The sequence below is a fragment of the Achromobacter sp. EB05 genome (assembly GCF_044232075.1).
Taxonomy (GTDB): Bacteria; Pseudomonadota; Gammaproteobacteria; order Burkholderiales; family Burkholderiaceae_B; genus Achromobacter; species Achromobacter dolens.
This window is the reverse complement of record NZ_CP155917.1, coordinates 2515246-2541381: the sequence shown is the minus strand read 5'-3', so window position 1 is coordinate 2541381 and position 26136 is coordinate 2515246. Positions and strand designations below refer to the sequence as shown.

General features: G+C 67.2%; 24 protein-coding genes. 3 read left to right on the top strand and 21 right to left on the bottom strand.

Annotated features, from left to right (window positions below; translation table 11 throughout):
• Positions 1-54: 54 nt before the first annotated feature.
• The 11 genes from flgL to flgB all read right to left on the bottom strand — a co-directional run bounded on the left by flgL (position 55) and on the right by flgB (position 10730).
• The gene (gene flgL / locus AAID08_RS11650) at positions 55-1314 is read right to left on the bottom strand and encodes a flagellar hook-associated protein FlgL (RefSeq protein ID WP_054504532.1); all 1260 of its coding nucleotides are present in this window, start codon (positions 1312-1314) and stop codon (positions 55-57) included.
• Between the two features lie 48 nt (positions 1315-1362).
• The gene (gene flgK / locus AAID08_RS11645) at positions 1363-3039 is read right to left on the bottom strand and encodes a flagellar hook-associated protein FlgK (protein WP_054504533.1); all 1677 of its coding nucleotides are present in this window, start codon (positions 3037-3039) and stop codon (positions 1363-1365) included.
• Positions 3040-3112: 73 nt separating this feature from the next.
• A complete protein-coding gene (flgJ, locus tag AAID08_RS11640) occupies positions 3113-4096 on the bottom strand; it encodes a flagellar assembly peptidoglycan hydrolase FlgJ (RefSeq protein WP_054504534.1) in 984 nt (327 codons plus the stop codon).
• Positions 4097-4101: 5 nt separating this feature from the next.
• Positions 4102-5238 carry a flagellar basal body P-ring protein FlgI gene (locus AAID08_RS11635; RefSeq protein ID WP_054504535.1) on the bottom strand — a complete coding sequence of 379 codons (1137 nt, stop codon included), beginning with the start codon at positions 5236-5238 and terminating at the stop codon, positions 4102-4104.
• Between the two features lie 2 nt (positions 5239-5240).
• Positions 5241-5933 carry a flagellar basal body L-ring protein FlgH gene (locus tag AAID08_RS11630; protein ID WP_054504536.1) on the bottom strand — a complete coding sequence of 231 codons (693 nt, stop codon included), beginning with the start codon at positions 5931-5933 and terminating at the stop codon, positions 5241-5243.
• Positions 5933-6718, bottom strand: a complete 786-nt coding sequence (gene flgG / locus AAID08_RS11625) for a flagellar basal-body rod protein FlgG (protein WP_006385244.1) — start codon at positions 6716-6718, stop codon at positions 5933-5935. Before flgG ends, AAID08_RS11630 begins: the two co-directional genes overlap by 1 nt.
• 69 nt (positions 6719-6787) lie before the next feature.
• Positions 6788-7549: a flagellar basal body rod protein FlgF gene (locus AAID08_RS11620; RefSeq protein ID WP_054504537.1), complete on the bottom strand. Its 762-nt coding sequence runs from the start codon at positions 7547-7549 to the stop codon at positions 6788-6790.
• Positions 7550-7587: 38 nt separating this feature from the next.
• A complete protein-coding gene (locus AAID08_RS11615) occupies positions 7588-9057 on the bottom strand; it encodes a flagellar hook-basal body complex protein (protein WP_054504538.1) in 1470 nt (489 codons plus the stop codon).
• A gap of 70 nt (positions 9058-9127) precedes the next feature.
• Complete coding sequence (locus tag AAID08_RS11610) at positions 9128-9823, bottom strand: FlgD immunoglobulin-like domain containing protein (RefSeq protein WP_054504539.1); 696 nt, start codon at positions 9821-9823, stop codon at positions 9128-9130.
• 57 nt (positions 9824-9880) lie between these two features.
• Positions 9881-10300: a flagellar basal body rod protein FlgC gene (gene flgC / locus AAID08_RS11605; RefSeq protein ID WP_054504540.1), complete on the bottom strand. Its 420-nt coding sequence runs from the start codon at positions 10298-10300 to the stop codon at positions 9881-9883.
• 22 nt (positions 10301-10322) lie between these two features.
• Positions 10323-10730 (bottom strand): flagellar basal body rod protein FlgB, encoded by a 408-nt coding sequence (flgB, locus tag AAID08_RS11600; protein ID WP_006394438.1) that lies wholly within the window; start codon positions 10728-10730, stop codon positions 10323-10325.
• A gap of 165 nt (positions 10731-10895) precedes the next feature.
• Between flgB and flgA the strand changes: the two genes are divergently transcribed.
• The 3 genes from flgA to AAID08_RS11585 all read left to right on the top strand — a co-directional run bounded on the left by flgA (position 10896) and on the right by AAID08_RS11585 (position 12556).
• Positions 10896-11606, top strand: coding sequence for a flagellar basal body P-ring formation chaperone FlgA (gene flgA, locus AAID08_RS11595; protein ID WP_054504548.1), 711 nt, complete (start codon positions 10896-10898; stop codon positions 11604-11606).
• 127 nt (positions 11607-11733) lie between these two features.
• Positions 11734-12027: a flagellar biosynthesis anti-sigma factor FlgM gene (gene flgM / locus AAID08_RS11590; RefSeq protein ID WP_006394436.1), complete on the top strand. Its 294-nt coding sequence runs from the start codon at positions 11734-11736 to the stop codon at positions 12025-12027.
• A 52-nt stretch (positions 12028-12079) separates the two neighbouring features.
• The gene (locus AAID08_RS11585; RefSeq protein WP_054504549.1) at positions 12080-12556 is read left to right on the top strand and encodes a flagella synthesis protein FlgN; all 477 of its coding nucleotides are present in this window, start codon (positions 12080-12082) and stop codon (positions 12554-12556) included.
• 76 nt (positions 12557-12632) lie between these two features.
• Here the strand turns inward: AAID08_RS11585 and flhF are convergent, their stop codons facing one another.
• The 10 genes from flhF to cheW form a co-directional block, all read right to left on the bottom strand.
• Positions 12633-15512 carry a flagellar biosynthesis protein FlhF gene (gene flhF / locus AAID08_RS11580; RefSeq protein WP_395757656.1) on the bottom strand — a complete coding sequence of 960 codons (2880 nt, stop codon included), beginning with the start codon at positions 15510-15512 and terminating at the stop codon, positions 12633-12635.
• Positions 15509-17629 (bottom strand): flagellar biosynthesis protein FlhA, encoded by a 2121-nt coding sequence (gene flhA, locus AAID08_RS11575; RefSeq protein ID WP_054504542.1) that lies wholly within the window; start codon positions 17627-17629, stop codon positions 15509-15511. The genes flhF and flhA overlap by 4 nt, the downstream gene beginning before the upstream one ends.
• 3 nt (positions 17630-17632) lie before the next feature.
• Positions 17633-18787 (bottom strand): flagellar biosynthesis protein FlhB, encoded by a 1155-nt coding sequence (gene flhB / locus AAID08_RS11570; protein WP_054504543.1) that lies wholly within the window; start codon positions 18785-18787, stop codon positions 17633-17635.
• Positions 18788-18984: 197 nt separating this feature from the next.
• Positions 18985-20532: a methyl-accepting chemotaxis protein gene (locus AAID08_RS11565; RefSeq protein ID WP_395757655.1), complete on the bottom strand. Its 1548-nt coding sequence runs from the start codon at positions 20530-20532 to the stop codon at positions 18985-18987.
• 205 nt (positions 20533-20737) lie between these two features.
• Positions 20738-21370 carry a protein phosphatase CheZ gene (cheZ, locus tag AAID08_RS11560; protein ID WP_049074394.1) on the bottom strand — a complete coding sequence of 211 codons (633 nt, stop codon included), beginning with the start codon at positions 21368-21370 and terminating at the stop codon, positions 20738-20740.
• An 8-nt stretch (positions 21371-21378) separates the two neighbouring features.
• The gene (cheY, locus tag AAID08_RS11555) at positions 21379-21768 is read right to left on the bottom strand and encodes a chemotaxis response regulator CheY (RefSeq protein ID WP_006387517.1); all 390 of its coding nucleotides are present in this window, start codon (positions 21766-21768) and stop codon (positions 21379-21381) included.
• Between the two features lie 50 nt (positions 21769-21818).
• A complete protein-coding gene (locus AAID08_RS11550; RefSeq protein ID WP_049074396.1) occupies positions 21819-22877 on the bottom strand; it encodes a chemotaxis response regulator protein-glutamate methylesterase in 1059 nt (352 codons plus the stop codon).
• Positions 22878-22922: 45 nt separating this feature from the next.
• Positions 22923-23759 (bottom strand): CheR family methyltransferase, encoded by an 837-nt coding sequence (locus AAID08_RS11545; protein WP_116793268.1) that lies wholly within the window; start codon positions 23757-23759, stop codon positions 22923-22925.
• 26 nt (positions 23760-23785) lie between these two features.
• Positions 23786-25492 (bottom strand): methyl-accepting chemotaxis protein, encoded by a 1707-nt coding sequence (locus AAID08_RS11540; RefSeq protein WP_064528004.1) that lies wholly within the window; start codon positions 25490-25492, stop codon positions 23786-23788.
• Positions 25493-25631: 139 nt separating this feature from the next.
• Positions 25632-26132: a chemotaxis protein CheW gene (cheW, locus tag AAID08_RS11535; RefSeq protein ID WP_006387513.1), complete on the bottom strand. Its 501-nt coding sequence runs from the start codon at positions 26130-26132 to the stop codon at positions 25632-25634.
• Between the last annotated feature and the right edge of the window lie 4 nt (positions 26133-26136).

Sequence of the window (26136 nt, the reverse complement as noted above, 5' to 3'; positions counted from 1 at the left end):
TAAGGGCGCAACATGCCGAGCCCGCCATCGGGCACGGCCTATGGACTCACCGCATTATTTGCGGCTGAAAAGACTCGACCCCTGGATCGTCATGAAGGCCGCCGACGCCGCCTGCAAAGCCACCTGCCGCAAGGCCAACTGGCTGGCGCCCGAGTAGTAGTCGAGGTCTTCGAGGTCGGACAGCGACTTCGAGTACGACAGGCCCTTCTGCGTACCGGTGGCGTCCAACGCCTCCAGTTCGTTCATGCGAGCGCCGACGGACGCGGCCACGGTCTGCACGTTGTCGTAGTTGGTAGACAGCTTCTTGTTCGCGGTGGCCAGTTCGTTGTTCAGCTTGGCCAGCGCCACGGGGTCGCCGGCGATCGGCGAGTCCAGCGTCTTGATAAGGCTGTCCAGGGTGTTGAAGATGTCGACGTCGGCGGACTGCACGCTTTGCACGTCGATCACGTCGCCGTTCTGCGGCGTTCCCTTGACCACGACCGAGACACCGCCGAAGTCGATCGATGCATCCGGCGTGTACGCGGTCGGGGCGGCCGGCGGCGCGGGCGTGGTAACCGGCGGCACCGGCGGATTGGCGTTGGGATCGGTCGTGATGACGCGATAGCCCATGTTGCCCGTGGCCGGATCCGACTCGAACTGCAGGCTGAAATTCTTGCCGATGTTGGGGCTGCCCGGCGTCACCGACACGGTGCTGAACTGCGCGGTGCCCGTGTTGTGCGCGGCTGCCGTGCTGACGTAGGCCTGCGAACCCGGATTGGCGCGATTGAAGATGTCGCTGCCGATGTCGCTGGTGGACATCTGGCGCGACTGGTCGACCTGCACTGTGCGCTCGCCGGTGGCGCCGCTGTAGACGATCTTGCCAGTGGCGTCCTGGGCGTAGGGGATGACGCCGCCCTGGTAGCCGGAGAACAGGTACTGGCCATTGCCATCGGTGCTGTTGGCCAGGCCCAGCAATGCGTCGCGGGCATTTTTCAGCGCGGTGGACAAGGCCTGGCGATCGCTGTCGGCGAAGGTGCCGTTACCGGCCTGCACCACGCGGGTGCGCACGTCGGCCAGCGCCGTCGTGATCGAATCCAGGACGTTGTTTTCCTGGGACAGGTTGGTCTTGGCGGTGTTGCGGTTGAGCTGGTACGTCGCGTTCATGCTCTGCGTCTGCGCCACGTTGATCGACAACGAGGCGGCCAGCGGATCATCCGCCGGCGTCAGGAACTTCTTGCCGCTGCCGACCTGTTCGACCAGGCGGTTCATGTCGGATTCCTGAGCGAGGACGCCCTTGAGTCCGTTCGAGTACATCATGGAGGTGCTCAGGCGCATGGGGATACTCCGAATTTGTCTTGATGGGTCACGATGTCAACGATCCGATCAGCCGCGCAGGCCCAGCAGCGTATCGAACAGCGTGCTGGCGACGTCGATGATGCGGGCGCTGGCCTGGTATTGCTCCTGGTAGAGCGACAGGCTCACGTATTCTTCGTTCAGGTTGACGCCCGACACCGCCTGCTGGGCCTCGAGCTTCTGGGCGACGAGGTTGGACTGGGCGGTGTTGGCCGACTTGATCTGCGCGGTCTGCACACCAACGGTGTTGACCACCTGCGAGAACATCTCGTTGATGCTCATCGTGCCGTGGCCCAGCACCTTCTTGGTCTGCAGTTGCGCCAGCGCCAGTGCGTTCTTGCCGTTGGCGTCACCACCGGCAGCGTCTGCCGCGGCGACCTTTTCCGGATCGGTGATCAGCACGTTGATGTCACGGGCGGCGTCGCGCGTGGGCGACAGCGACCACTTGTCGCCGGCTTGCGGCGGCGAGTCGATCGTCAGCGTGACGCCCATTTCAGCACTCAGGTCCAGCGTGGCGGTGGGCGGGGTGCCGGTTGCCGGGCCGTTGTACACCTGGGTGCCTTCGGGCAGGCGCGTCACGCGGTAGTTGGCGCCGTCGAAGCTGATTTCGTAGTCTTTGGCATTGATGTTGTTCACGTCGGTGAACGTGCCGCTGATCTGCGCGCCGCTCTTGTTGGCGGCGTTCGGCACGCCTTGCGGCGAGCCGATGCTGAAGAAGTCCGTGCCCGGGTTGCCGGCGGTGTCCAGGCCCTGGCGGTGCTGCTCGTTGAACGACATCGCCAGGCCGACGGCCATCTGGCCCAACTGGGCCTGCATGACGTCCAGCGACGAGGCGCGGAACTGCAGCAGGCCGCCCAGCTTGCCGCCGGTGACGTCGGCGTCGTTCAGCTCGACCGATACGGTCTTGCCGCCCGAGCCAGCCGGCAGCGTGTAGGCGACGACGGTGCGGCTGACGTCCTTGGCGGACGCCACGGCCTGCAGCGGATAGATGGTGTTGCCCGACAGCAGCGCCTGGCCGCCCGAGGCCAGCGAAATGTTGAGCTTGTCGCCCTGCTCGTAGGTCGTGATGCCGATCAGTTGGTTCAATTCCGACACGGCCTGGTCGCGCTGGTCCAGCAGGTCGTTGGGCGGATTGCCGCCAGCCTTGGCGCGGGCGGTGGAGATCTGGTTGTTCAGGTCGTCGATGCGGGTCAGGTAGCTGTTGACCTGGTCGACGGTGGTCGAGATCTGCGTGTTCAGGCCCAGGCGCTGGTTCTGCATTTCCTGGTAGGCCGAGCGGATCTGGGTGGTCAGGCTGTTGGCCTTGCCCAGCAAGTCCTGGCGCGCGGCGGGATCCGCCGGCTTGCTGGCCACCGTGTTCATGCTGGTGAAGAAATTCGACAGGCCCGGGGCGATGCCCACGGTGCGGTCGGCGAACAGGTTGTTGACCTGGGAAATCTGGTCGAACTGGGTCTGAAGCTGGGCGCTGCTGCCCTGCGCGCCGACGAGCTGCTTGTACAGGAAGCTGTCGTAGCTGCGCACCACGGTGTCCACCTGGACGCCGCGACCGATGAAGCCATTGCTGGTGGCCTGGGCGCCGGCGGTCGAGATCATGACGCGCTGGCGGTTGTAACCGACCGTGGTGGCATTGTTGATGTTGTGGCCGGTGGTTGCCAGGCCCGCCTGGGACGCGTTCAGCCCGCCCAATGCCAATTTGTACAGATTCATGCTGACAATGCCCCGTATGTAACCGCGACTGATATTTCTGGATACCCGATTAACGGCAGCAGGTAGTCCAAATTTAGAGTCCTTCCAACATCTGACGCGAAATATCGACCTTGGCGGCCGCGCCCCGCAACTGGCTCATGACGCCGATCAATTTCTGCGCGTACTGCGGGTCGGTGGCGTAGCCGGAACTCTGGATGCGGCGGGCCGCCTCGATTTCGTTGCGCGCCTGCGTCACGCTCTCGTAGCGCGGGCTGGTGCCGATCAGGCGGGCGTAGTCGGCGAACGATTCCTCGTAGGACGAGTAGGCCCGGAAGGGTTGCGTCACCTTTTTCGCCACGCCGCCTTCGTATTCGGTGGTCAGCACATTGACGACCTTGCCCTTCCAGCTCGGCCCCGCCTTGATGCCGAACAGGTTGTAGCTGGTGCGCCCGTCCTCGTGCTTGATCTCGCGCTGGCCCCAGCCGGACTCCAGGGCCGCCTGGCCCATGATGAGACGGGCCGGCACGCCGCTCTGCTGCGAGGCCAGGGTGGCCGCGCGCGACATCTTCGACACGAAATTGATGACGTGCTCGGGCGCGCCCTCGGCCGCCGCCAGGGCGCGGTCGCTGGCGCGGTTGTTGCGCATCACGTCCATCAGCGCCGACACCTGGCGCGAGCCGCCCGTCTGGAAATCCAGGTCGGTGCCCTGCCCCAGGCGTTGCACGGCCTCGGCCGGCAGGTCGCCGGGCTTGCCCTGCTGCATCTGCGCCAGGATCGATTGCGACAGGCCGATGCCCGGCGTGGCCAGGTGCAGCGCCAGTTGCTCGTCGGCCATGGATTGCAGCATCTGGGTCTGCTGCGAGTCGAACAGCCCTTCCTTGGGCGTTGCCTCGCGCATCCGCTTGAGCATCATCTGCAGGAACAGGGCCTCGAACTGCTTGGCCACCTGCTTCTGCTGCTCGGTGCCGGGATTGGCTGGGTCCTTCGTCACATCGCGCTTCAGATCCGACAGGCGCCCCATGTCGAACACGGAATCCTGGCGACTGCCCAGGGCCGCGGAGGTGTTGGTGTAACCCATGGCGGTCAGATGATTTCCAGCTCGGCGCGCAGGGCGCCGGCGCTCTTCATGGCCTGCAGGATCGCCAGCAGGTCCTGCGGCGTGGCGCCCAGGGCGTTCAGGCCCTTGACCACGTCAGCCAGGTTGGCGCTGGTGCTCACGCGCTGCAGCGAACCGTTTTCCTGGCGCACCTCGATCTGGGTGTTGGGCACCACCACGGTCTGCCCCTCGGTGAACGGCGTATCCGGTTGCGACACCTGGTTCTGGCGGTTGATGATGACCGACAGGTTGCCGTGCGCCACGGCGGCTTCCTCGATCATGACCGTGCGGTTCATGACCACCGAGCCGGTGCGGGCGTTGATGATGACCTTGGCCACGGTCGGCGCGCGCGCCACCTGGAGGTCCTCGACCTGCGACAGGAAGCGCGCCTGCGCCGATTGTTCCATCGGGCTGCGCACCTGCACCACGCGGCCGTCCAGCGCCGTGGCCGTGCCCTGCCCGAACTTGCGGTTCAGCGCCGCCACCACGTTCTGGGCGGTGCCGAAGTCGGTGTTGTTCATTTCCAGGTAGATGTAACCGTCGCGGGCGAAGGTGGTCGGCACCCCGCGCTCGACGATGGCGCCGCCGCTGATGCGGCCGCCGTTGAGCTGGTTGATCTGCACACTGGAACCGCCGGCCGAGGCGCCGGCGCCGCCGACCAGGATGTTGCCCTGGGCGATCGCATAGACCTGGCTGTCGGCGCCCTTGAGCGGCGTCATCAGCAGCGTGCCGCCGCGCAGGCTTTTGGCGTTGCCCATGGAGGACACCACCACGTCGAGCGTCTGGCCCGGACGGGCGAACGCCGGCAGGGTCGTGGTGACCATGACCGCCGCCACGTTCTTGAGCTGCATGTTGCTGCCGGCGGGAACGGTGATGCCCAGTTGCGACAGCATGTTGGTCAGGCTCTGCTGCGTGAACGGCGTCTGGCGCACCTGGTCACCGCTGCCGTCCAGACCCACCACCAGGCCATAGCCGATCAACTGGTTGCCACGCACACCCTGGATGGATGCCAGGTCCTTGAGCCGCTCGGCATGCGCCGCCGAGGCGCCGGCCAGCAGCCCCGCCGCGACACAGACGCGCGCCAGCAGGGACAACATGGCGGAAATCGGAGTGGGTTGTTTCATGGTCAGAACGGCGAGGCGATCAGGAAGAAGCGTTGCAGCCAGCCCATGGTCTGGACCTCATCCATGACGCCCTTGCTGCGGTATTCGATGCGGGCGTCGGCTACCTGGGTAGACGACACGGTGTTCGTGCCGGTGATCGAGCGGGGATCGACCACCCCCGAGAAGCGCACGTACTCGCTGCCCCGGTTGATGGCGATCTGCTTTTCGCCGGCCACTTGCAGGTTGCCGTTGGACATCACCCCCACCACCGTGGTGGTGATGGTGCCGGTGAAGGCGTTGTTGGCCGTGCTGTCGCCCTTGCCCTGCGACACGTTGCCGCCCTTGGCGTCGGTGTTCAGGTTGGCATTGGCCCAGCTATCCATGAACGACGGCGCGGCGGCGATGCCCAGGCTGGCATTGCCGCTGCGGTTGGTGTTGGTCGCGACGTTCTTGGAGGCGTTGGTCTTCTCGTTCAGGACGATGGTGACGATGTCGCCGACGTTGCGCGGCCGGCGATCCTCGAACAGGGGGTAGTTGCCGTAAGTCGTCGGCTGGTAGATCGAGCCCGTGGGCTGCGCCGTGGGCATCGGCGGCGGCGGCGGCGCGGCCGTCGTCGGCCCCGTCACGATGGGCTCGGGCGGGATCATGGCGCAACCGGCCACCAGCAACGCCAGGGCCGCACACGAAACCAGACGCAGGACAGACGACATAGGCATCACAGTTGAGTCAGGCGGGCCAGCATTTCGTCCGAGGTCTTGACGGCTTTGCTGTTCATTTCGTAGGCGCGCTGGGTCGTGATCATGTTGACCAGTTCCTCGGCCACGTTCACGTTGGATGTCTCGACGTAGTTCTGCATGAACGTGCCGGCGCCGTCGACACCCGGCTGAAGCAGGTTCGCCGGACCGGAGGCATCGGTTTCCAGGTACAGGTTCTCGCCGACGCTCTGCAAGCCGGTCGGGTTGATGAAAGTGGCGATCTGCAACTGGCCGATCTGCACGTTGACGCCGGCCGCGCCGGGCTGCGTCACCGAGACAATGCCGTCCTTGCCGATGGAGATCGACAGGGCATTGTCGGGCACGTTCATGGGGGGCTGGATCACGTAGCCGCTGACCGTGGTCAACTGGCCGTTCTGGTCGCGTTGCAGCGCGCCGTCGCGGGTATAGGCCTGGGTGCCGTCCGGCAGTTCGACCTGCAGGAAGCCGCGGCCATTGATCGCCACGTCCAGCTCGCCGCCGGTGTTGTTCAGGCCGCCGGTGGTGTGGATGCGCTCGGTGGCGGCCACGCGGGCGCCGGTGCCCAACTGCAGGCCCGACGGCAACTGCGTGGCGTCGCCGACCTGGGCGCCAGGCTGGCGCAGCGTCTGGTACATCAGGTCCTGGAACACGGCGCGACCGCGCTTGAAGCCGTTGGTCGCGACGTTGGCCAAGTTGTTGGAAATCACGTCCATCGAGGTCTGTTGACCTTCCAGGCCCGTCTTGGCAATCCACAGCGAACGCATCATGATGAAGTACTCCTGGTGCGGCGGCCCGGCCGCGCGCGAAAATTATTGGGTTCGGATCGGCTGACCGGATCAGGAAACCGAGAGAATGCCGTTGGCGCGCTCGGCGTTGCGGTCCGCCTGCTGCACCACCTGCATCTGCTGCTCGAAGCGGCGGGCGTTCTCGATCATGCCCACCATCGCCGCCATGGGATTGGTGTTGCTGCCTTCCAGCACGCCGGACAACACCCGCAGGCTGGGATCAGCGGGGGCCGGCGGGGCCGGCTGGCCGTTGACCGGCGCCAGGCGGAACACGCCGTCGTCGCCGTGCACCAGTTGCGCTTCCGGCGGGTTGGCGAGCTTGATGCGACCCAGGTTGAGGATGTTGTTGGGGGCATCGCCGGCGCCGATGGCGGTGATGGTGCCATCCGAGGTGATCGTCAGCGCCGCCTGGTCGGGCACGTCGATGATGCCGTTCTGGTCGGACATCACGGGCTGGCCCAGCGAGGTCTGCAGCAGGCCGTTGATGCCCACCTGCAGGCTGCCGGCGCGGGTGTAGGCCTCGCCTTGCGGGGTCTGCACGGCGATCCAGCCGTTGGAACTGGCCAGGGCCACGTCCAGGTCGCGGCCCGTGGTCTGCATGTTGCCCATTTCAAAGTTGTTGCGGGGCGTCGACGCCACCGTCGAAACACGCGTCGGCAGGCTCACGCCGTCGTTCACCGGAACCGACCGGTACAACGCGATCTGCTCGCGAAAGCCCGGCGTGTTCACGTTGGCCATGTTGTTGGAGAGCGCGGCCTGGTGCTCCGTGATCCGCGCTGCGCCATTCATGGCGGTGTAGATGATTCGATCCATTGCCTATTCCGTCGGTGTCGTCGCGTGCCCGTCAGCCATTACTTCAGGTTCATCAGGACTTGCATGATCTCGTCCTGCGTCTTGATGGTCTGCGAGTTGGCCTGGTAGGTGCGCTGGGCGATGATCATGTTGACCAGCTCCTTGCTCATGTCGACGTTCGAGGCTTCGGTCGCCTGGCCCACCACCTTGGACATGCCGTTGCTGCCCGGCTGGCCCAGGATCGGCTGGCCCGACGAGGCGGTTTCCTTCCAGGCGTTGTTGCCCACCGGCTGCAGGCCCTGGAGGTTGGCGAAGTCGGCCAGCACGATGGTGCCGACGATCGAGGTCTCGCCGTTGGTGTAGCTGGCCACCAGGCTGCCGTCGGCGCCGATGTTGATGCCGCGGAACTCGCCCGAGGTGTAGCCGTCCGGCTGGGCCTTGAGCGCATAGGCGCTGCCGTACTGCGTGGTGCCGGTGTAGTTCACGGCGACCGCCAGCGGATCGGCCGGGGTGGTGCCACCGCCCGGCGTCGCGAACGACAGGTTGACCGTGGCGGCGCTGGTCATCACGCCGGCCTTGTTGAACGTGAACTGGGTCGGGTTGCCCCACACGCCGGCCGCTTCGGTGGTCGGCGCCATGGCCTGGCCGTCGATCGTGTAGTAGACGTCGTAGACGCTGTTGCCGGCGGCATCGGCGGCGCGCTTGGCGAAGTACTGCATCACCTGGTGCGAGTTGCCCAGCGAGTCGTAGACCGTCATGGGCGAGGCGTTGGTGTAGCTGCCGGGAACCTTGGGGTCGAACGGCTTGCCGACTTCGGTCACGGCGGCCGTGTAGTCGACGAAGCCGGGGATGACGTTCAGGTTGCCGGCGGTGACCTGGCCGGTGCCGTCGATGGTGACGGTATTGGGCGCGGTGCCGTAGGTGGCCGCCGGCGGGTTGCCCGGGGTCCAGGTGATCGCGCCGCCGGGCGCCTTGGTGAAGGTGTAGGCGGTGCCGCCAAGTGTCACGGAGCCGGGCACGGCCGGCGACGTCACGGTGTCGACCTGGTAGATGACCTTGGCGTTGGCGTCCAGGTTCGCCACGGTGGTGGCGGTGGAGGTGGCCTTGGGCGCCACGTTGGCGGTCGGCAACTGCAGCTCGACCGGGTTGGCGCCGATGCCGCCGTTGGGGTAGCCCGTCAGGCGATAGCCCTGCGCGTTGACGATGAAGTTGTTCTTGTCGACCAGGAACTCGCCGTTGCGGGTGTACATCACGGCGCCGCTCTGGTCGGTGACGCGGAACATGCCCTTGGCGCCATCGATGGCGATGTCATATTCGCCGCCGCCGCCGTTGACCGTGCCCACCGTGAAGCGCTGGGTGATCGCCGACACCTTGGTGCCCAGGCCGACGCGCGAGCTGGCGTAGACGTCCGCGAACGACGCGGTCGACGACTTGAAGCCGACGGTGCCCGAGTTGGCGATGTTGTTGCCGATGACGTCCAGGTTCTGCGCCGCGGCGTTCAGGCCGCTCAATCCTTGTCCGAAACCCATGTTCTCTCTCGCTAATCTTTAAGGGGGAAACCGCCGCCGTGGCGCCGGCTGATAATCAAACCGGCTGGCCTCAGCCGATCACCTTGCGCACATCCAGCATGCTGGTCTGGCCATCCAGGCCCATATCCAGACGCAGGCCGTTGGTGGAGTAAGCCACGCTCTTGACCTTGCCGTACTTCAGCACTTCGGCGGCCACCTTCTTGTCGTCGCCATCCGTGGCCAGGACGGACACGGTGTAGGCGCCCGCTTCCAGCGCCGCGCCGGCGTCGTTCTTGCCGTCCCAGTCCAGCGTGTACACGCCGGCCTTCTGCTCGCCCAGCTCGATGGTGCGCACGACCTGGCCGTTGGCGTCGGAGATGCGCACCTGGACCTTGGCGGCATCCTTCTGCAGGTCGATGCCGTAGGGCGTGACCACGCGCTCGGAGGGATGCTCGGCATCCACGCCGACCTTGACGTTCGAACCGGGAACCAGCACGCCCTTGCCGATCATCGCGACCGCGTTCATGGACTGCGACACGTCGATCTGGCCGCTGATGGCCAGCATGGTGTTCTTGAGGTTGGTGATGCCTTCCACCGTGGAGATCTGCGCCAGCTGCGAGGTCAGCTCGGCGTTCTGCATCGGGTTCAGCGGATCCTGGTTCTTGAGCTGCGTGACCAGCAGCTTCAGGAACTGATCCTGCAGGCCCTGGGCGGTGCTGGTGCCGTTGGCGCCGCTTTGCGCCAGGCCCAGGCCGGTCTTGCTCGTGGATTGGTCGACGGTGGTCATGGTTTCACTTCTTCAAAAACTTCCGCGCGGGCGGCGCGGCGCGCGGAATCAGGCGGGTCAGGATTGGCCGATGGTGAGGGTTTTCTGCATCAGGCTCTTGGCGGTGTTCAGCACCTCGACGTTGGCCTGGTACGAACGCGACGCCGCGATCATGTTGACGGTTTCGGCGACGGGATCGACGTTGGGCATGCTGACGTAGCCCTGCGCGTCGGCCATCGGATGCTTGGGGTCGTAGACCTGCTTGAGCGGGGACTGGTCCACCACCACCCCGGCCACGCGCACGCCACCGATCTCGCGGCCCTGCGCCTGGCCGGCCGGCGGGTTGACCTGGAACACCACCTGGCGGGCCCGGTACGGCTGGCCGTCGGGACCGACCACGCTGTCGGCGTTGGCCATGTTGCTGGCTGCCACGTTCATGCGCTGTGACTGCGCGCTCAGCGCCGAACCGGCGATATCGAAAATGCTCAACAAGGACATTGCCTGCGGTTCCCTATGAAAATCAATCCTGGATGGCGGCCATCATGGTCCGGATGCGACCCGACAGCAGTTGCATCGTGCTCTGGTAGTGCAAGGTGTTGTCGGCGAACTGGACCCGCTCGATGTCCATGTCGACCGTGTTGCCGTCCATGCTGGGCTGGTACGGCAGGCGATACAGCAGATCGGTCGGCCCCTGCGACACGGCCTTGGCCGGAATGTGGCGAGCCGACGTCAGGGTCAGCGAGGTGTCCGGCAGGCGCTTGGTGCCTTCCATGGCGTTCTGCATCGCCGTCTTGAAATCGAAGTCGCGCGCCTTGTAGTTGGGCGTGTCGGCATTGGCGATGTTCGAGGACAGCACTTCCTGGCGCTGCGCGCGCAGCCCCAGGGACTGCTGGAAGAAGCGGAAATCTTCGTTAAGCCGGTCTAGCATCGGATCGCCTTCAATACGGATGGAGTCCGGGACAGCGGACGCACCGTTATCCCATTGGATGACGGCATCATAGGGGCGGGTGGCAGAACACAATCAGCCAAATAACCCGTCATTTCTCATCCAATTCACGTATTGCCAAGCGGCGCGGGCTTCTACAATTCGGACATGAGGAAATTCCCCGCAAATCTCCGCGCGCGCGCCGCCTGCCTGGCCGCCCTGCTGCTGGCCCCGGCGGCCCAGGCGCAGGACGCCGCCGTCCAGGCGCCCGAGGCGATCATCATCGCCGCGCAGACCTATTTGCTGGAACAACTGGCCTCCCTGCCCGGCCAGGCCTCGGTGAGCATCGATCCGCCGCGGGCGGAGCGCCTGGCACCGTGCGATACTTTGTCCCCATTTATGCCGTCCGGCATGAAGCTGCGCTCGCGCATGACGGTCGGCGTGCGCTGCAACGCGCCCAAGCCCTGGACCACTTACGTGCAGGCCACGGTCAGCGTGCCGGGCTACTACTATGTCGCGTCGCGCATGATCGCGGCGGGCCAGGCCCTGACGCCCGCCGACCTGGCGCCGCGCGACGGCGACCTGGTGGCCCTGCCCCCGGGGGTCATCACCAATCCCGATACGGTGGTCGGCATGACCGCGGCCTACCGGATCAACGCCGGCCAACCGGTCAAGGGCGCCGCCCTGCGCAACGCCCAATCGGTGGTGCGCGGCTCGAACGTCCGTATCAACGCCCGCGGCAAGGGTTTCGTGGTCAGCAGCGAGGGGCAGGCCCTGGACAATGCGGCGCCGGGCGCGACGGTCCAGGTCCGCACCGCCAACGGACAGGTGGTCAGCGGCGTGGTGCGCAACGCAGGCCTGGTCGAAATACAACTTTAGGCAATGTTACATATCGCGTTGCGGCTAGCGCCCTCCTACCCTAAAGTTCCTTCCGACCCGGTCGTTACAGAGACATAAGTAGGCGGAGCCGTCGCAAACCGACCCAGGACGCCCTGCGGAGAAAACCTTGAAAATCAATTCGACAACCAACCGGCCCATCTCGGCAGATGCGGTCAGCCCTCGCGCCGAGTCCGCGGTCGCTCAGGCCTACGGCGCCGGCAGCGGCAGTGGCGCCAGCAGCTCGCAGGTCGCGCTGAGCTCGGCCTCGCGCAAGATGCTGGCCCTGCAAGACGGTTCGAACGACATCAACGTCGAGCGCGTCGCCGCGATTCGCGCCGCCATCGCCTCGGGCCAGCTCAAGATCGACACCAGCCGCATCGCCGATGGCCTGATCGCCAGCGCCCGTGACCTGCTGAAGTAATACTGCCTTTGCAAGATCGCCGTTTTTTCGACCCGTCCGCCCGAGTATGACCATGAGCCCTGTCGAATCCCTGCAAGCCTGCATGAAGCAGGAAGATGCCCTGATCACCGAGTTTTCCGCCATCCTGGAAGAAGAAACCAAGGTGCTGGTCGGGCCGGGCAACGTCGACGCGCTGCATGACATCACCGAGCGCAAGGGCAATATCGCCCAGCAGTTGGTCGACCTCAGCCACACGCGCGATGGCCTGCTCGCCGAAATCGGCCTGCCCGCCGGCCATGCCGGCACCGAGCAGGCCGCCGTGCAGCACCCACAACTGTCCGACGTCTGGCAGGCGCTGCTGGCCAAGTCGGCATCGGCCAACGAAATCAATATGCGCAACGGCGCCCTGATCGACGTGCACCTGCGCTATACCCAGCAATCGCTGGACGCCCTGCGTCAGATCGGCGGCCTGGGCGGCACCTCGACCTACGACGCCCAGGGCCGCGGCGCCCGCGCCACGCCGGGCCGCAAGCCCATCGTCGCCGGCTGAGCCGGATCCCGACGTCCCAATGCAAACAGCCCGCTTTCGCGGGCTGCTTGCATTGAAGGCCCCGCGTCGAAGCGCCCTAGACGCCGCCGGCCATCTCCAGCATCGCGAACATCTTCAACAGCGCGACCGGCAGCAGGCGTCCGGACAGCTTGCGCTCCGGGCTGACGACGCCGGCCAGGGTGGCGCGCACGCCGTCCGCCGCCGAGGCATGCGCCAACTGCCAGCAGGCCGCGCCCAACTGGCCGGCCATCAGCGACTGCCGCGCCAGCGTATGCGCGCCATCGACCGCGGGCAGCGCCTGCCAGGCATTGGCCATGTAGCGGAACCCGGCGCGCGCCTCTTCCTGCAGCACCAGCCAGCGCGCCACCGTGGCGGCGTCCGCCTGGCCGGCGGCAAGGTTGGTCAGGCCGAACAACTGGCCGGCCACTTCGCCACTGGCGGTATCGATCAGGCGGGCGCACACCAGGCGGAAGCGGGTTTCGTCGCCGCGGCCAGGCAGGCCGATCTCGGTGCCCGAGGCCCACAGCGCCAACGGCGCCGGACGGGTGCCGGGCACGGCGCGCAGGCCGGGCATGTCGCCCGGCTGGCCCACCGGCAGATAGCCGACACTCTTGCCCACCGCGTTCAGATTGGTCGGACATTCGTCCTGGATCACGCGCATGCCGCCCGGACTGCGCGCCACCCACGACACGCCCTGCTCGCTCAGGCTCTGCCACAGCGCCGAGGTGCCGGCTTCCAACATGTGCACGGCCGGCACCTGGGCCAGTTGTTCGTTCAGCCAGCGCACCCGCGCCTCCAGGGCCAGCGCCGTGTCCGGCTGCGCGGCGGCGGCCGGCGCGAACGACGACAACATGCCATGGGGCAGCACCAACTGCTGCGCAGGCGCGGCCAGGGCCGCGCCGCGATCGCTCATCAGCACCGCGCTCAGCAGCGTGCCCCCGGGCAAGGCCTCGCCCTTCATGCTGGCCTTGCCGTGCATGACCAGCAGATTGCGGCTGCAAGTGGTTGAGAATTCGCGCCGCACCATCGCCAGCGGCGTTTCGCCCAGCGCCGCGAGGCTCGACCCCGCGCCGTCGCTGACATACTCGCGCCACGAGGCGCGGGCCTGCACGCAGGCAGGGTCGCTGTCGAGCCAGCTCAGGGTGTCGTCCAGGTTCTGCGCGGCTTCGATCGTGCCGGCGCCGCCCTGCGGACGCAGGATCGCCGAAGCCAGCAATTGGCGGCGGCGCGCGGGATCGACACTCGCTTCGGTCTCGCGCGACGTCGACCACAGCGACGCCATGTCGGCCTCGCTGGGCGAATACAGGGCGCGGGCGCGCTCGACCATGGCGAAGGCGCGATCGATGAGCGCGTCGGCGCGCGCCAGCTCCAGGTGCTCCGGCACCTTCTGGCCGATCGACGAATAGTGGATGGGCAGGCGGTGGCGGATCGCCGTGTCCAGTGCCGCACCCAGGCGCGAAGCCTCGTCGAGCTTGGTGATGATGCAGCCGGCCACGTCCTCGCCGACGCCGTTGCGATAGGCGTGGGCGACTTCGTCGAGCGTGTCGCCCTGGCTGGCGGCGTTGAGCACCAGCAGGCGGCGCACCGGCTTGCCGGCGTTGCACAGCATCGCGGCCTGCTCGGCCACCTGGCGGTCGCGCTGGCTGATGCCGGTGGTGTCGATCAGCACGATCTTGCGGTTGCCCAGCTCGGCCAGGACGCGGCGCAGTTCGCCGGCGTCGCGCACGGAGTGCGCCGGCACGCCCATCAGGCGGCCGTAGATCTGCAGTTGTTCGAGCGCACCGATCCGAAAATTGTCGGTGGTCAGCATGGCCACCTGCTCGCGGCCTTCGCGCGCGACGCAGCGCGCCGCCAGCTTGGCCAGCGTGGTGGTCTTGCCGACGCCGGTCGGGCCGACCAGCGCGTACACGCCGCCGCCCAGGAATTCATCTTCCGATCCCAGCACCGGCAGGTGCGTGACCAGTTCATTGCGGGCCCAGGCCAGCGCGGATTCGGCGCTCATGCCCTGCGGCATGCGCTCGACCAGCGCGCGGACCAGCTTGGTGCTGAAACCGGCGTCCAGCAGGCTGCGGAACAAGGCGGCGCCCGCCGGCTCGCGGCCCGGCCCCTGGCGTCCGCCCCACAGCAAGCCGTCCATGCGGCTTTCGAGCGCGCCGCGCAAGGCGCTGATGGCGTCCTGCAAGCCCGCCGCCGCATCGCTGGGCAGCGCCGCGGGCGGCACCCCCGGACCATTGCGCAGCGGCGCATCCGGCATGCGCGCCATCGGCGACGGCGCCACGGGCGGCACCTCTCGCGCCGGCGGCAAGGCCGGCATTTCCATCCGCACCGGCGCGGCGGGCGCCATCACCGCGGGCGCGGCCGCTTCCGCCGTCACGGCGGGCGGCGCCTGACGCGCGACGGGTTCCGCCGACACCTCCGGCTCGGGCTGAGACTGCGCGGCGTAGGCCGACTGGTAGGCGGCGATCGAACGCGACGGCACCGCGTAGGCGGGCTGCGCATCGGCGACGGGCGCAGGCGGCGCTCCGTAGGCCGGTTGCGAGACGCTCGGCGCCGCACCATAGGCGGGTCGCGGCGCGACCGGCTGCGGCGCGGCGGCGGCCGGCGCGACATAACCGGACTGCGCGCCATAAGGCGGTTGCGAGGCCGTGGTCGGGGTGGCGCCATAGGGAGGCGGCGCCAGGTTGGCGGGCGCGGCGTGACCGTACGGCGCGGGCGCCTGCGGCGGCACCGGCGCGGCCGGAGCGCGAGCCGGCGCGTGGCCGTCGGCATACCCCTGCGGCGTCGGCGTCTGCGCCTGCGGCGACGCGTCGTCGAACGCGCCCTCCACCGTGGCCAGCACCTCGATGCCGCCATCGACGCTGCGGTTCGACACGATCAGCGCGTCGGGACCGAGCACCTGGCGCACCTGGCGCATGACGTCACGGCTGTTCGCGCCAAAGAAGCGACTTATTTTCATTGACCATTACCTCCGCCGATGAGCGCCGTCACACGGACCATGCGCTCATCCGGAATTTCCGTATTCGACAACACGCCCAACTGCGGCAGGTGGTGGCGCAGGAAGCGCGACAGCGGCGCGCGCAGCACCGGCGACACCAGCAGCACCGGCGCGTTGCCCTGCGATTCCTGGCGCTCGACCGCCGCCTGGGTTTCGCGCAGCAGGGTATCCGCCAGGCCAGGCTCCAGGCCGCCGCTGGTGGTGAGCGCCTGCGACAGCACGCGTTCGAGCTTGACGTCCAGGCCGATCACGCGCAGTTCGCCCTCGCCCGGGAACCATTGCTGGGTGATGGCGCGACCCAATGACCGGCGCGTCAGCGCGATCAGCTCGTTGATGTCGGGCTGGCCGCCCGTGCCGGCTGCCAGCGCCGCCAGGCGCGGACCGTGCTCGGACAGGGTGTCGATGATGGTGCGCATGTCGCGGATCGGCACTTCCTCGGCCAGCAGGCCCTGCAGCACCTTCTGCAAGGCGGTGAGCGACAGCGTCTTGGGCACCAGGTCTTCGACCAGCTTGGGCGCGTCGCGGCCGATGCGGTCCAGCAACTGCTGCACTTCCTGGCGGCCCAGCAGGTTGGAGCCGTGGCGGTGCATCAGGTGGTTCAGGTGGGTGGCGACCACGGTGCCGGCATCCACCACCGTGTAACCGACCACCTGGGCCTGGTCGCGCAGGCTGCCGTCGATCCACAGCGCCGGCAGGCCAAAGGCCGGGTCGGTGGTGGGCGTGCCCTTGATCTGCATGGTCACGCCGCCCGGGTCGATCGCCAGCCACTGGCCCGGCATCGCCACGCCGTGGCCGATCTCGACGCCGGACAGCAGGATGCGGTAATCGTTGGGCTTGAGTTCGAGGTTGTCGCGGATATGCACCACCGGCGGCAGGAAACCCACGTCCTGGGCGAATTTCTTGCGCAGGCTGCGGATGCGGTGCAGCAGCTCGCCGTTCTGGGCGTGGTCGACCAGCGGGATCAGGCGGTAGCCGACCTCCAGGCCAAGCTGGTCCACCATCGAGACGTCATCCCAACTGGCTTCGGCCGCGGCGGCCTGCGCCTGCGTCACGGCCTGTTGCGGCACCTCGCTGGCCGCCACCTCAGCGGCCTTGCGCCGCTTGTGCATCGCCCAGCCGCCCCAGGCCAGCGCGCCGGCCAGCGTCAGGAAGGCGATGTGCGGCATGTTGGGAATCAGGCCCATGATGCCGATGATGCCGGCCGTCAGGAACATCACGCTGGGGTTGGAGAACAGTTGGCTGATGATCTGCTGGCCGATGTCCTGGTCGGTCGACACGCGCGACACCACCACGCCGGCGGCGGTCGAGATCACCAGCGCCGGGATCTGCGCCACCAGGCCGTCGCCGATGGTCAGCAGCGTGTAGACGCGAGCCGAGTCGCTCATCGACATGTCGTGCTGGGCCACGCCCACGATCAGGCCGCCGATGATGTTGATCGCCATGATCAGCAGGCCGGCGATGGCGTCGCCGCGCACGAATTTGCTGGCGCCGTCCATCGAGCCGAAGAAGTCGGATTCCTGCGACACCTCGGCGCGGCGCTTGCGGGCCTCGTCCTCGCCGATCAGGCCGGCGTTCAGGTCGGCGTCGATGGCCATCTGCTTGCCCGGCATCGCGTCCAGGGTGAAACGCGCGCCGACTTCGGCGATCCGCCCCGCGCCCTTGGTGATGACGATGAAGTTGATGATGGTCAGGATGATGAAGACGATGATGCCGACGGCAAAGTTGCCGCCCACCAGGAAATGACCGAAGGCCTCGATCACCTTGCCCGCCGCGTCCGGGCCGGTGTGGCCGTGCAGCAGCACCACCCGGGTCGAGGCGACGTTCAGCGACAGGCGCAGCAGCGTGGCGAACAGCAGCACGGCCGGGAAGGCGGCGAAATCCAGCGGCTTGCGGGTGAACATGGCCACCAGCAGGATCATCACCGACAGCGCGATGTTGAAGGTGAACAGCAGGTCCAGCAGGAAGGTGGGCAGCGGCAGCACCATCATGCCCAGCACCATCACGATCAGGATGGGACCGGCCAGGAGCCGCGCGTGCGTGGCTCCGTTGCTTTTCAACATGGTGAGCAGAGCGCTCATTCCTTAAGCTCCTTGTGCTGCGGTCTTTGCCTGCGGGTCCAGCGCGGCCGGCACGGGCAGGGACTTGGGCGCCGTCGGTTCGACCCCCCATCCCGAGCGCCACGAGCGCAACTGGAAAACCCACGCCAGCACTTCCGCGACCGCGGTATATAGCTCGGCCGGGATTTCATGCCCCAGCTCGACGTGTTGATACAGGGCGCGCGCCAGGGGCGGCGCTTCCAATGTGGGAATGCGATGCTCGGCGGCCAGTTCGCGGATCTTGGCCGCCACCAGCCCGGTGCCCTTGGCCAGCACTCGCGGCGCGCCGTTCTTGTCTTCCTCGTACTTGAGCGCCACGGCATAGTGGGTCGGGTTGGTCACGACCACGTCGGCCTTGGGCACCTCGGACATCATGCGGCGGCGCGCGGCCTGGCGCTGCTGCTGGCGGATGCGGGCCTTGGTGTGCGGATCGCCTTCGCTTTCCTTGTGTTCCTGGCGCACGTCTTCCTTGGACATGCGCAGCTTCTTCAGGTGGCTCCAGATCTGCCACGGCACGTCCAGCAGCACGATCACCAGCAGCGAAGCGACGATGAAGGCGCTGCACATCGCCACCAGGCTCAGCGCCTTGGTCAGGGCGGCGGCCGGCGCCACGTGCATCAGGCCCAGCATGTCGTCGTGGTAGCGCCAGATGATCCACACCGCCACGCCGCCCACCAGCAGGGCCTTGGCCAGCGCCTTGATCAGCTCGACCACGGTCTGCGACGAGAACATGCGCTTGAGGCCGGCGAACAGGCTGAGCTTGGAGAAATTCGGCGACAGCGGCTTGCCCGAGATGACAATGCCCCCCAGCAACACGCTGGACAGCACGGCGATCACCGCCAGCAGGCCGAAGATCGGCAGAATCACCATCAGGGCCTGGCCGAAGCCGTTGACGGCCTGCTCGACCATCACGCCCGGGTCGGCCACCACGCGCTGGTCGAACGCCAGGCCGTTGCGCAGCACCCCGCTCAGTCCCTTATAAATCGTGCCGCCGCCGGCCCAGATCGCCGCGACACCGGCGGCCAGCATCATGAACGTGCCCAGTTCCCGGGAACGCGCAATCTGCCCCTCCTCGCGCGCCTTTTCCAGGCGCCTGGGAGAGGCGGCTTCGGTTTTCTCGAGGTCGCTTTCTTCGGCCATGCTCTGCGGTGTCGTTGCGGCTCGCGGATTGACGGATTACGAGCTACCCGCCGAGATTCTAGGAGGCCTGGGCCTTGGGCGATAAGCCAAGAAACGGGGGGAAAGCGGCGCTATTCCCGGATGCGCCCGGGCCGGGCCGGCCAGGGCGGGCCGGCGACCGGACGCCCTGCCCCGCCAGCCTGGCGGATCGGTCTGGTTCAGCCGGCCGCCGCGACCACCGGCCGCGCCGATCCGCCGGCGTCCAGGGTGGCCTGAAAACGCACGTAATCGAGCCCGATCCGCACTGCGCCCCAGTGCTCGCCGCCCAGGAACAGGGGCACGGAGATGTCGTTGACGATCTCGCCGGTATCACGGGAGTAGGTCTGAAACAGCAGGGTTTCGGTGTTGGCGGCCAGCCGCGCTCCGACCGGGTCGTCGAAGATGCGCTTGTGCCGCACCCGGGCGATGTCCTGGGCCGGATCGCCGCTGGGCGGGTGCGAATAGCGGCTGTTGTGCGCCGGGGCATACCCGCGCGCGTCCACCAGCAGCGCATAGCTGCCGCCCGGCACGGCCTCCAGCACGCGGTCCAGCAGGCGGGTCAGCGCCTCGTCGATGCCGCGGTCATAGCCGGTGTGGTAGCGCGGCGGCTCGCTGCCCGCGATCCGCTGGTAATGGCGGTCGAACACGTCCAGGCCGCGCTCGCGGGCATGGTCGAGCAGCCGGATCGCCGCCAGCCGGAAAGCGTCCAGCGTCTCGGACAGGCGGTCGAAGGCGGTATTGCCGGTGCGCATGTCCGACAGCACCTCCTGCACGCTTTCGGTCTGGCGCCGGATGCGGTCGATCTCGCCGGACATGCTGGCCACCCGCTCGCGCACGTCGGCGCTCAGCGCGGCGATGCGGCTGACGTCCTGGCTCATGCCATGGTTGGTGGCGTCGACCTCGCCGATCGCCTGCACCACCTCGCCCACCTGGCGGTTCATGCTGTCGAAGTCGCGCACGAAGTGCTGGAAATCCTGGCGCGTCTTGTCCAGCACCGCGCCGGACGCGTCCACGTCCTCGCGCAGGGTGCCGGTCTGGCGCTGGGTCGTATCGACCAGCTCCAGCATCTCGCCGGTATGGCGGCCGATGTCGCTGGTGGCGGCGTTGACCCGCTCGGCCAGCCGGCCCACCTCGCTGGCCACCACCGCGAAACCGCGCCCGGCGTCGCCGGCGCGAGCCGCCTCCACCCCGGCGTTCAGCGCCAGCAACTGGGTCTGCAGGGCGATGTCCTTGATGAGCTTGCTGATGTCGCCGACCGAACGCGCCCGGCCGGTCAGCTGCGCCACCACGTCGGTGAACGCCGCCATCTCGCGCGTCATGCGGTCGACCCGCTCCTTGACCTCGGACAGCTCGGCCAGCGCCTGCTCGGCCGCCCGCAGGTTCTGCCCGGAGACCTGGGCGATCTCGCGCGCATGGGTCGAGGTGGACGCCGACAGCGCCGCGATCTGGGCGCCGCTGGCCGCCAGCGCCTCGGCCGCGCGCGCCTGCTCCTGGGCCAGCAGCGCGCAGCGGCCGGCCTGGAACTGGGTGCGGGCGGCGTTCAGCGCGATCTCGATGCTGGATTGCCGCACCGTGGCGATGCGGCTACGGACGCCGGCCAGGAAGCGGTACAGCGGCCAGGCGGCCGGGCTGAGGGAAATCGGGCGTTCGGACAGCGTGGCGCGGCCACGGTTGAGCCGGCGCAACAAACCCCAGATGCCCCCGAATCGGAATACGGATCTGGCCAAGATGGCACCTCCTTGTGCGGCCCGGATCGCCTTCTGTGGGCATCCGTTGCCTGGGCGCGATGCGCCCTGTCTCCTGCTGCGGCCCCGATTCTTGTTGTGTTGCAGTCTACCCAAGGGCGCGCGTTCGCACCCTTAGGGAATACGACCATGCCCCGCCAGCGGGCATGGCGGCAGGCGGGCCCGCGCGGCCCGCCGCCCGGCGGGCTCAGAAGCCCAGGCTGGCCAGCAGGTCGTCGACCTGGTCCTGGCTGGTGACCACGTCGGCCTTGCCCTGCGGGCTGACCTGCGGGCCGTTGAGCAGGCTGTTGGCTTCGTCGCGACGCTCTTGCGGCACGTTGTCCAGCAGCACCTGCAGCAGCTCGCGCTCGATCGCGCCGACCACGTCCATCATGCGCATGATGACCTGGCCGGTGAGATCCTGGAAGTCCTGCGCCATGATGATTTCCATCAGCTTGGACTGGGTCTGCTGCGTCTGCTTGGGCACGTCCTGCAGGAAGGCGCGGGTGTCCTTGACCAGTTCACGGGCCTCGGGCAGTTCCAGCGGCTGGTCATACCATTGCTGCCAGCGGCTATCCAGCGCCTGGGCCGAGCGCGACATGCCGTCCTGGATCGGACCGGCCGCCTCGGTCGCGTTCAGCACGCGGTTGGCGGCCTGTTCGGTCATCTGCGCCACGTAGCGCAGGCGGTCGCGGGCATCGGGGATGGCGTTGGCCGCGTCCTTGATCGCCTGGTCCAGGCCCAGTTCGCGCATGCTGTCGCGCAGCATGCGGGTGAGCGAGGCGATACGGTGGATCAGGTCGGGCGATTCCGTCGAGTCAACATTCTGCGTCGTGCTCATTGCACACCTCAGCCGCCAATTTTCTCGAAGATCTTGACCAGCTTCTCTTCCAGCGTCGCCGCGGTGAAAGGCTTGACCACGTAACCGTTGGCGCCGGCCTGGGCCGCCGCGACGATGTTTTCCTTCTTGGCCTCGGCCGTCACCATCAGCACCGGCAGCGAGGCCAGGCTGGCGTCGGCGCGGATCTGCTTGAGCATTTCCAGGCCGTCCAGGTTGGGCATGTTCCAGTCGGACACGACGAACTGGAAGCCGCCGTTGCGCAGCTTCTCCAGCCCGATCGCGCCGTCTTCGGCCTCATCCACGTTTTCGAAACCCAGCTCTTTGAGCAGGTTGCGGATGATCCGCCGCATGGTGGGGAAGTCATCCACCACCAGAATCTTGATGCCCTTGTCTACCATCTTTTACTCCAGAAGAAATTTGCTTGAGATCGATCGGGATCACAACCGCGTCAAACGCGGTGTCCCCGGTCGCCCAGGCGAGTCAGAATGCGCTCACTCATTGCCGACAGCGGCACCACTTCGTCAGCCGCACCGATTGCGATGGCCTCCCGGGGCATGCCGAAGACCACGCAACTGGCTTCATCCTGCGCAATGGTATGGGCGCCGGCGCGGTGCATGGCCAGCATGCCGGCCGCCCCGTCCTTGCCCATCCCGGTCAGGATGACGCCGATGGCGTTCTTGCCCGCCGCCACGGCGGCGGAATTGAACAACACATCCACCGACGGGCGGTGGCGATTGACCGGTTCGCTGGCCTCCAGCTCGATCACGTAGTTGGCGCCGCTGCGCCCCAGGCGCATGTGCATCTCGCCGCCTGGCGCCAGGTACACGTGGCCCGGCAGCACGCGCTCGCCGTGCACGGCCTCGCGCACCGTCACCGCGCACAGGGCGTCCAGGCGCTGCGCGAACGAGCGCGTGAAACCGGCCGGCATGTGCTGCGTGATCAGGATCGCCGGGCTATCCGGCGGCAGCGGCTGCAACACTTCGCGGATGGCCTCGGTGCCACCGGTGGAGGCGCCCACGATGACCAGCTTTTCCGAGCTGGCCAGCGGCCGGCGCAGCATCGGCGCCGGCGCGGCGGCCGGGGCGTGCGGGCTGGGCGTGCGCAGTTTGGCGCGCGAAGCCGCGCGGATCTTGTCGGCAATGATCTCGGTGTATTCCAGCAACCCGTCGCGGATGCCCAGCTTGGGCTTGGTGACGAAGTCGATGGCGCCCAGTTCGAGCGCGCGCAGCGTGATTTCGCCGCCGCGTTCGGTCAGCGACGACACCATCACCACCGGCATCGGCCGCAGGCGCATCAGCTTCTCAAGGAAATCCAGCCCGTCCATGCGGGGCATTTCCACGTCCAGCGTCAGCACATCCGGATTGTGCTTTTTGATCAGCTCGCGCGCCACCAACGGATCGGGCGCGGTCGCAACCACTTCCATATCCGGCTGGCTGTTGATGATCTCGGTCATCAGTCCGCGCACGAGCGCGGAATCATCCACACATAGAACTCTGATTTTCTGCATTGTTTACCGCCTCAGTCTGGCCAGGAGCTTGCCCCGAAGGCGCGCCTAGGCCTTACCCGCGCATTCGTAGACTGTCTGCCCGCGCAGACGGAAATCCCGGCTGATATAGGTGAAGTTCTCGGAATGGCCCGCGAACAGCAGGCCGCCCGGCTTGAGCAGCGGCACGAACCGCTCCAGGATCTTCGCCTGGGTCGGCTTGTCGAAGTAAATCATCACGTTGCGGCAGAAGATGACGTCGAACTTCTCGCTGATCGGCCAGGAAGGCGCCAGCAGGTTCAACGTCTCGTACCGCACCATGTCGGCAATCTCGGGACGCACCCGGACCTGTCCGGCGTTGGCGCCGCGGCCCTTCAGGAAGAAGCGCTTGAGGCGGCTCTCTTCCATCTTGGCCACGCGCTCGGCCGGATAGACCGCCGTGCGCGCCCGGTTCAACACGTTGGTGTCGATATCGGTCGCCAGCACCGAGCAGGCGCTGGCGCGCGGGCCCAGGGCCTCGGCCAAAGTGATCGCGATGGAGTATGGCTCTTCGCCCGTGGACGCCGCGCAACACCACACCGACACCGGGCCGCCGCGCTTTTGCGCGAAGTCGGCCAGGATCGGGAAGTGGTGCGACTCGCGGAAGAACGCGGTCAGGTTGGTCGTCAGGGCGTTGACGAAATCTTCCCATTCGGCCGCGTCCGGCTCGTTCTCCAGTTGGTCCAGATAGCTGGCAAAGTCCTGCCGGCCCAGCGCGCGCAGGCGCCGCGCCAGCCGGCTGTAGACCATTTCGCGCTTGTGCGCGCCCAGCGAGATGCCGGCACGCGCGTGAATCATCTTGCGCACGCGGGTGAAGTCCGCGTCGCGAAAATCGAATTGGCGGTCCACCGGAATGGACGGCGCCATGTTTGCTGCTGTCGCCACTGCCGCCCTCAGCGCTCAAGAGCAAGCGCGTCTGGCGCTTGCAGCCGTGAATCGTCGCCGGCGGCGGAGCGACCCGAAGACAGGCGATGGGCCGGCACTTCGATCACTTCGCCGACGTTGATCTTGAACACCGCCACCGCCTCGGCCAGGCGCTGCGCCTGTTCCTGCAGCGAGCCGGCCGCGGCCGCCGCTTCTTCCACCAGCGCCGCGTTCTGTTGCGTCACTTCGTCCATCTGCGACACCGCGCGGTTCACCTGGTCGATGCCGCTGGACTGCTCCTCGGACGCCGCCGAGATCTCGCCCATGATGTCCGTCACGCGCTTGACCGACGCCACGATCTCCTGCATCGTCGCGCCCGCCCGTTCGACCTGCTCGGAACCCGCGCCGACCTTGGTCACCGAGTCCTCGATCAGGCCCTTGATTTCCTTGGCCGCCTGCGCGCTGCGCTGCGCCAGCGAGCGCACTTCGCCCGCCACCACCGCGAAGCCCTTGCCCTGCTCGCCGGCACGGGCCGCTTCCACCGCCGCGTTCAACGCCAGGATGTTGGTCTGGAAGGCGATGCCGTCGATCACCGACACGATCTCGGAGATCTTGCGCGAACTGGCGGAAATGCCGTGCATGGTGTTGACCACTTCCGCCACGGCCGAACCGCCGCGCTCGGCCACGTCCGACGCGCTGGCCGCCAATTGGTTGGCCTGGCGCGCGTTGTCGGCGTTCTGCTTGACCGTCGAGGCCAGCTCTTCCATCGAAGCGGCGGTCTCTTCCAGCGAGGCAGCCTGCTGCTCGGTGCGGCTGGACAGGTCGGTGTTGCCGGCGGCGATCTCGTGCGAACCGGTATTGATCTCGTCGACGCCCCGACGCACCGAGGCCACCGTGCGCGTCAGGCTTTCCTGCATGCGCTTGAGCGCGGCGAAAAGCTGGCCGATCTCATTGGTGTTGCGGACTTCGACGCGCGCGGTCAGGTCGCCGCCGGCGATGCGGTCAAAATGATGGCCGGCGTCCTTGAGCGGCTGCAGCACGCGGCGGCGCAGGAACACATAGGTGGCGAACACCAGCAGCGCGGCGATCACGCCGCCCGCGCTCACCGCCAGCAGCACGAACTGGTAGCGCACCTGGGCCACCTCGAACGCGTCCAGCATCTTGCTGGCGCGCCAGAAATCAAAGCCTTCGACAGCGCGGGCGAAGCGCCCTTCGAGCGCATCCTGCACCTTCTGCACCTGCGCCTGGTAGGCCGGCATGTCGGCCTTTTCAAGCGCGGCGGTCAGCGGCACCACGCCCTGCTGCACCAGCGCGCCATACGAGTCCTCGACTTCCTTGAGGGACTCGGCCGCCTCGGCCGGTCGCGGCAGGGTCTTGAAATAGTCGAACTCCGCCTGGCCCTTGTTCTGCGCCGCCTTGGCGCGTTCCAGCAGGCCGGCTGCCTCGCTCGACAGGCCCTGCGCCAGCAGCGTGGGCTGACCGACGCTGCGGACGATGTCGCCATAATTGGACGTGGCCGCGCGGCCCAGGCCATTGAGGGTGTCCTTGTAGCTCAAGACGACACGGCCCAGCGCGTCGTTCAGTTCTTGCGATTGCTTGATTTCCGCCAGCGTCGCATTGCTGATGCGCAACGACAACACGCCCAGTGCGGCTCCGATCACCAACATGAATGAGAAGAACGCCAGCACCCACAACAGGCTGCTGCGTATCGTCATGTTCGCGAGAAACTTGCGCATCACAAGCACCACTCCTGACTGCAAACGTTAAGGAAAAGCGCCATATCGATTCCCCAATATGGCGCGCCCATCTCCCTAGGAGGTCGCCACCGCCGGGGCCCCGCCCCGCCGGTCGCGCATCCGGGTCCGGTCCTTCCGATCAGGAAGCGACCTTCTCCACCAGGGCCATTTCATCGCTGGTCATCATCTTCTCGATGTCGACCAGGATCAGCATGCGTTCGTCGACCGTGCCCAGGCCCGTCAGGTATTCGGTGGACAGGGTGGCGCCGAACTCCGGCGCCGGGCGGATCTGGCCGGCGTTGAGCATCAGCACGTCCGACACGCCATCGACGACGATGCCGACCACGCGGCGATCGAGGTTCAGGATGATGACGACGGTCTGCTCGTTGTATTCGACGCTGCCCAGGTTGAACTTGATGCGCAGGTCGACGATCGGAACGATGATGCCGCGCAGGTTGGTCACGCCCTTGATGAACGGCGGAACATTGGCGATGCGGGTTACCGTGTCGGCATCGTAGCCGCGGATTTCCTGCACCTTCAGAATGTCGATGCCGTACTCTTCGTCGCCCAGCGTGAACACCAGGAACTCGTTGCCGACATCTTCATTGCGCGCGGCTTGCGCTTGCGGTTTGGCTGCCATGGGG

Coding starts and splice junctions, on each gene's coding strand:
- flgL (WP_054504532.1), bottom strand. CDS start 1,314: ATGCGCCTGAGCACCTCCATGATGTACTCGAACGGACTCAAGGGCGTC.
- flgK (WP_054504533.1), bottom strand. CDS start 3,039: ATGAATCTGTACAAATTGGCATTGGGCGGGCTGAACGCGTCCCAGGCG.
- flgJ (WP_054504534.1), bottom strand. CDS start 4,096: ATGGGTTACACCAACACCTCCGCGGCCCTGGGCAGTCGCCAGGATTCC.
- AAID08_RS11635 (WP_054504535.1), bottom strand. CDS start 5,238: ATGAAACAACCCACTCCGATTTCCGCCATGTTGTCCCTGCTGGCGCGC.
- AAID08_RS11630 (WP_054504536.1), bottom strand. CDS start 5,933: ATGCCTATGTCGTCTGTCCTGCGTCTGGTTTCGTGTGCGGCCCTGGCG.
- flgG (WP_006385244.1), bottom strand. CDS start 6,718: ATGATGCGTTCGCTGTGGATTGCCAAGACGGGCCTGGAAGGTCAACAG.
- AAID08_RS11620 (WP_054504537.1), bottom strand. CDS start 7,549: ATGGATCGAATCATCTACACCGCCATGAATGGCGCAGCGCGGATCACG.
- AAID08_RS11615 (WP_054504538.1), bottom strand. CDS start 9,057: ATGGGTTTCGGACAAGGATTGAGCGGCCTGAACGCCGCGGCGCAGAAC.
- AAID08_RS11610 (WP_054504539.1), bottom strand. CDS start 9,823: ATGACCACCGTCGACCAATCCACGAGCAAGACCGGCCTGGGCCTGGCG.
- flgC (WP_054504540.1), bottom strand. CDS start 10,300: ATGTCCTTGTTGAGCATTTTCGATATCGCCGGTTCGGCGCTGAGCGCG.
- flgB (WP_006394438.1), bottom strand. CDS start 10,730: ATGCTAGACCGGCTTAACGAAGATTTCCGCTTCTTCCAGCAGTCCCTG.
- flgA (WP_054504548.1), top strand. CDS start 10,896: ATGAGGAAATTCCCCGCAAATCTCCGCGCGCGCGCCGCCTGCCTGGCC.
- AAID08_RS11585 (WP_054504549.1), top strand. CDS start 12,080: ATGAGCCCTGTCGAATCCCTGCAAGCCTGCATGAAGCAGGAAGATGCC.
- flhF (WP_395757656.1), bottom strand. CDS start 15,512: ATGAAAATAAGTCGCTTCTTTGGCGCGAACAGCCGTGACGTCATGCGC.
- flhA (WP_054504542.1), bottom strand. CDS start 17,629: ATGAGCGCTCTGCTCACCATGTTGAAAAGCAACGGAGCCACGCACGCG.
- flhB (WP_054504543.1), bottom strand. CDS start 18,787: ATGGCCGAAGAAAGCGACCTCGAGAAAACCGAAGCCGCCTCTCCCAGG.
- cheZ (WP_049074394.1), bottom strand. CDS start 21,370: ATGAGCACGACGCAGAATGTTGACTCGACGGAATCGCCCGACCTGATC.
- cheY (WP_006387517.1), bottom strand. CDS start 21,768: ATGGTAGACAAGGGCATCAAGATTCTGGTGGTGGATGACTTCCCCACC.
- AAID08_RS11550 (WP_049074396.1), bottom strand. CDS start 22,877: ATGCAGAAAATCAGAGTTCTATGTGTGGATGATTCCGCGCTCGTGCGC.
- AAID08_RS11545 (WP_116793268.1), bottom strand. CDS start 23,759: ATGGCGCCGTCCATTCCGGTGGACCGCCAATTCGATTTTCGCGACGCG.
- AAID08_RS11540 (WP_064528004.1), bottom strand. CDS start 25,492: ATGCGCAAGTTTCTCGCGAACATGACGATACGCAGCAGCCTGTTGTGG.
- cheW (WP_006387513.1), bottom strand. CDS start 26,132: ATGGCAGCCAAACCGCAAGCGCAAGCCGCGCGCAATGAAGATGTCGGC.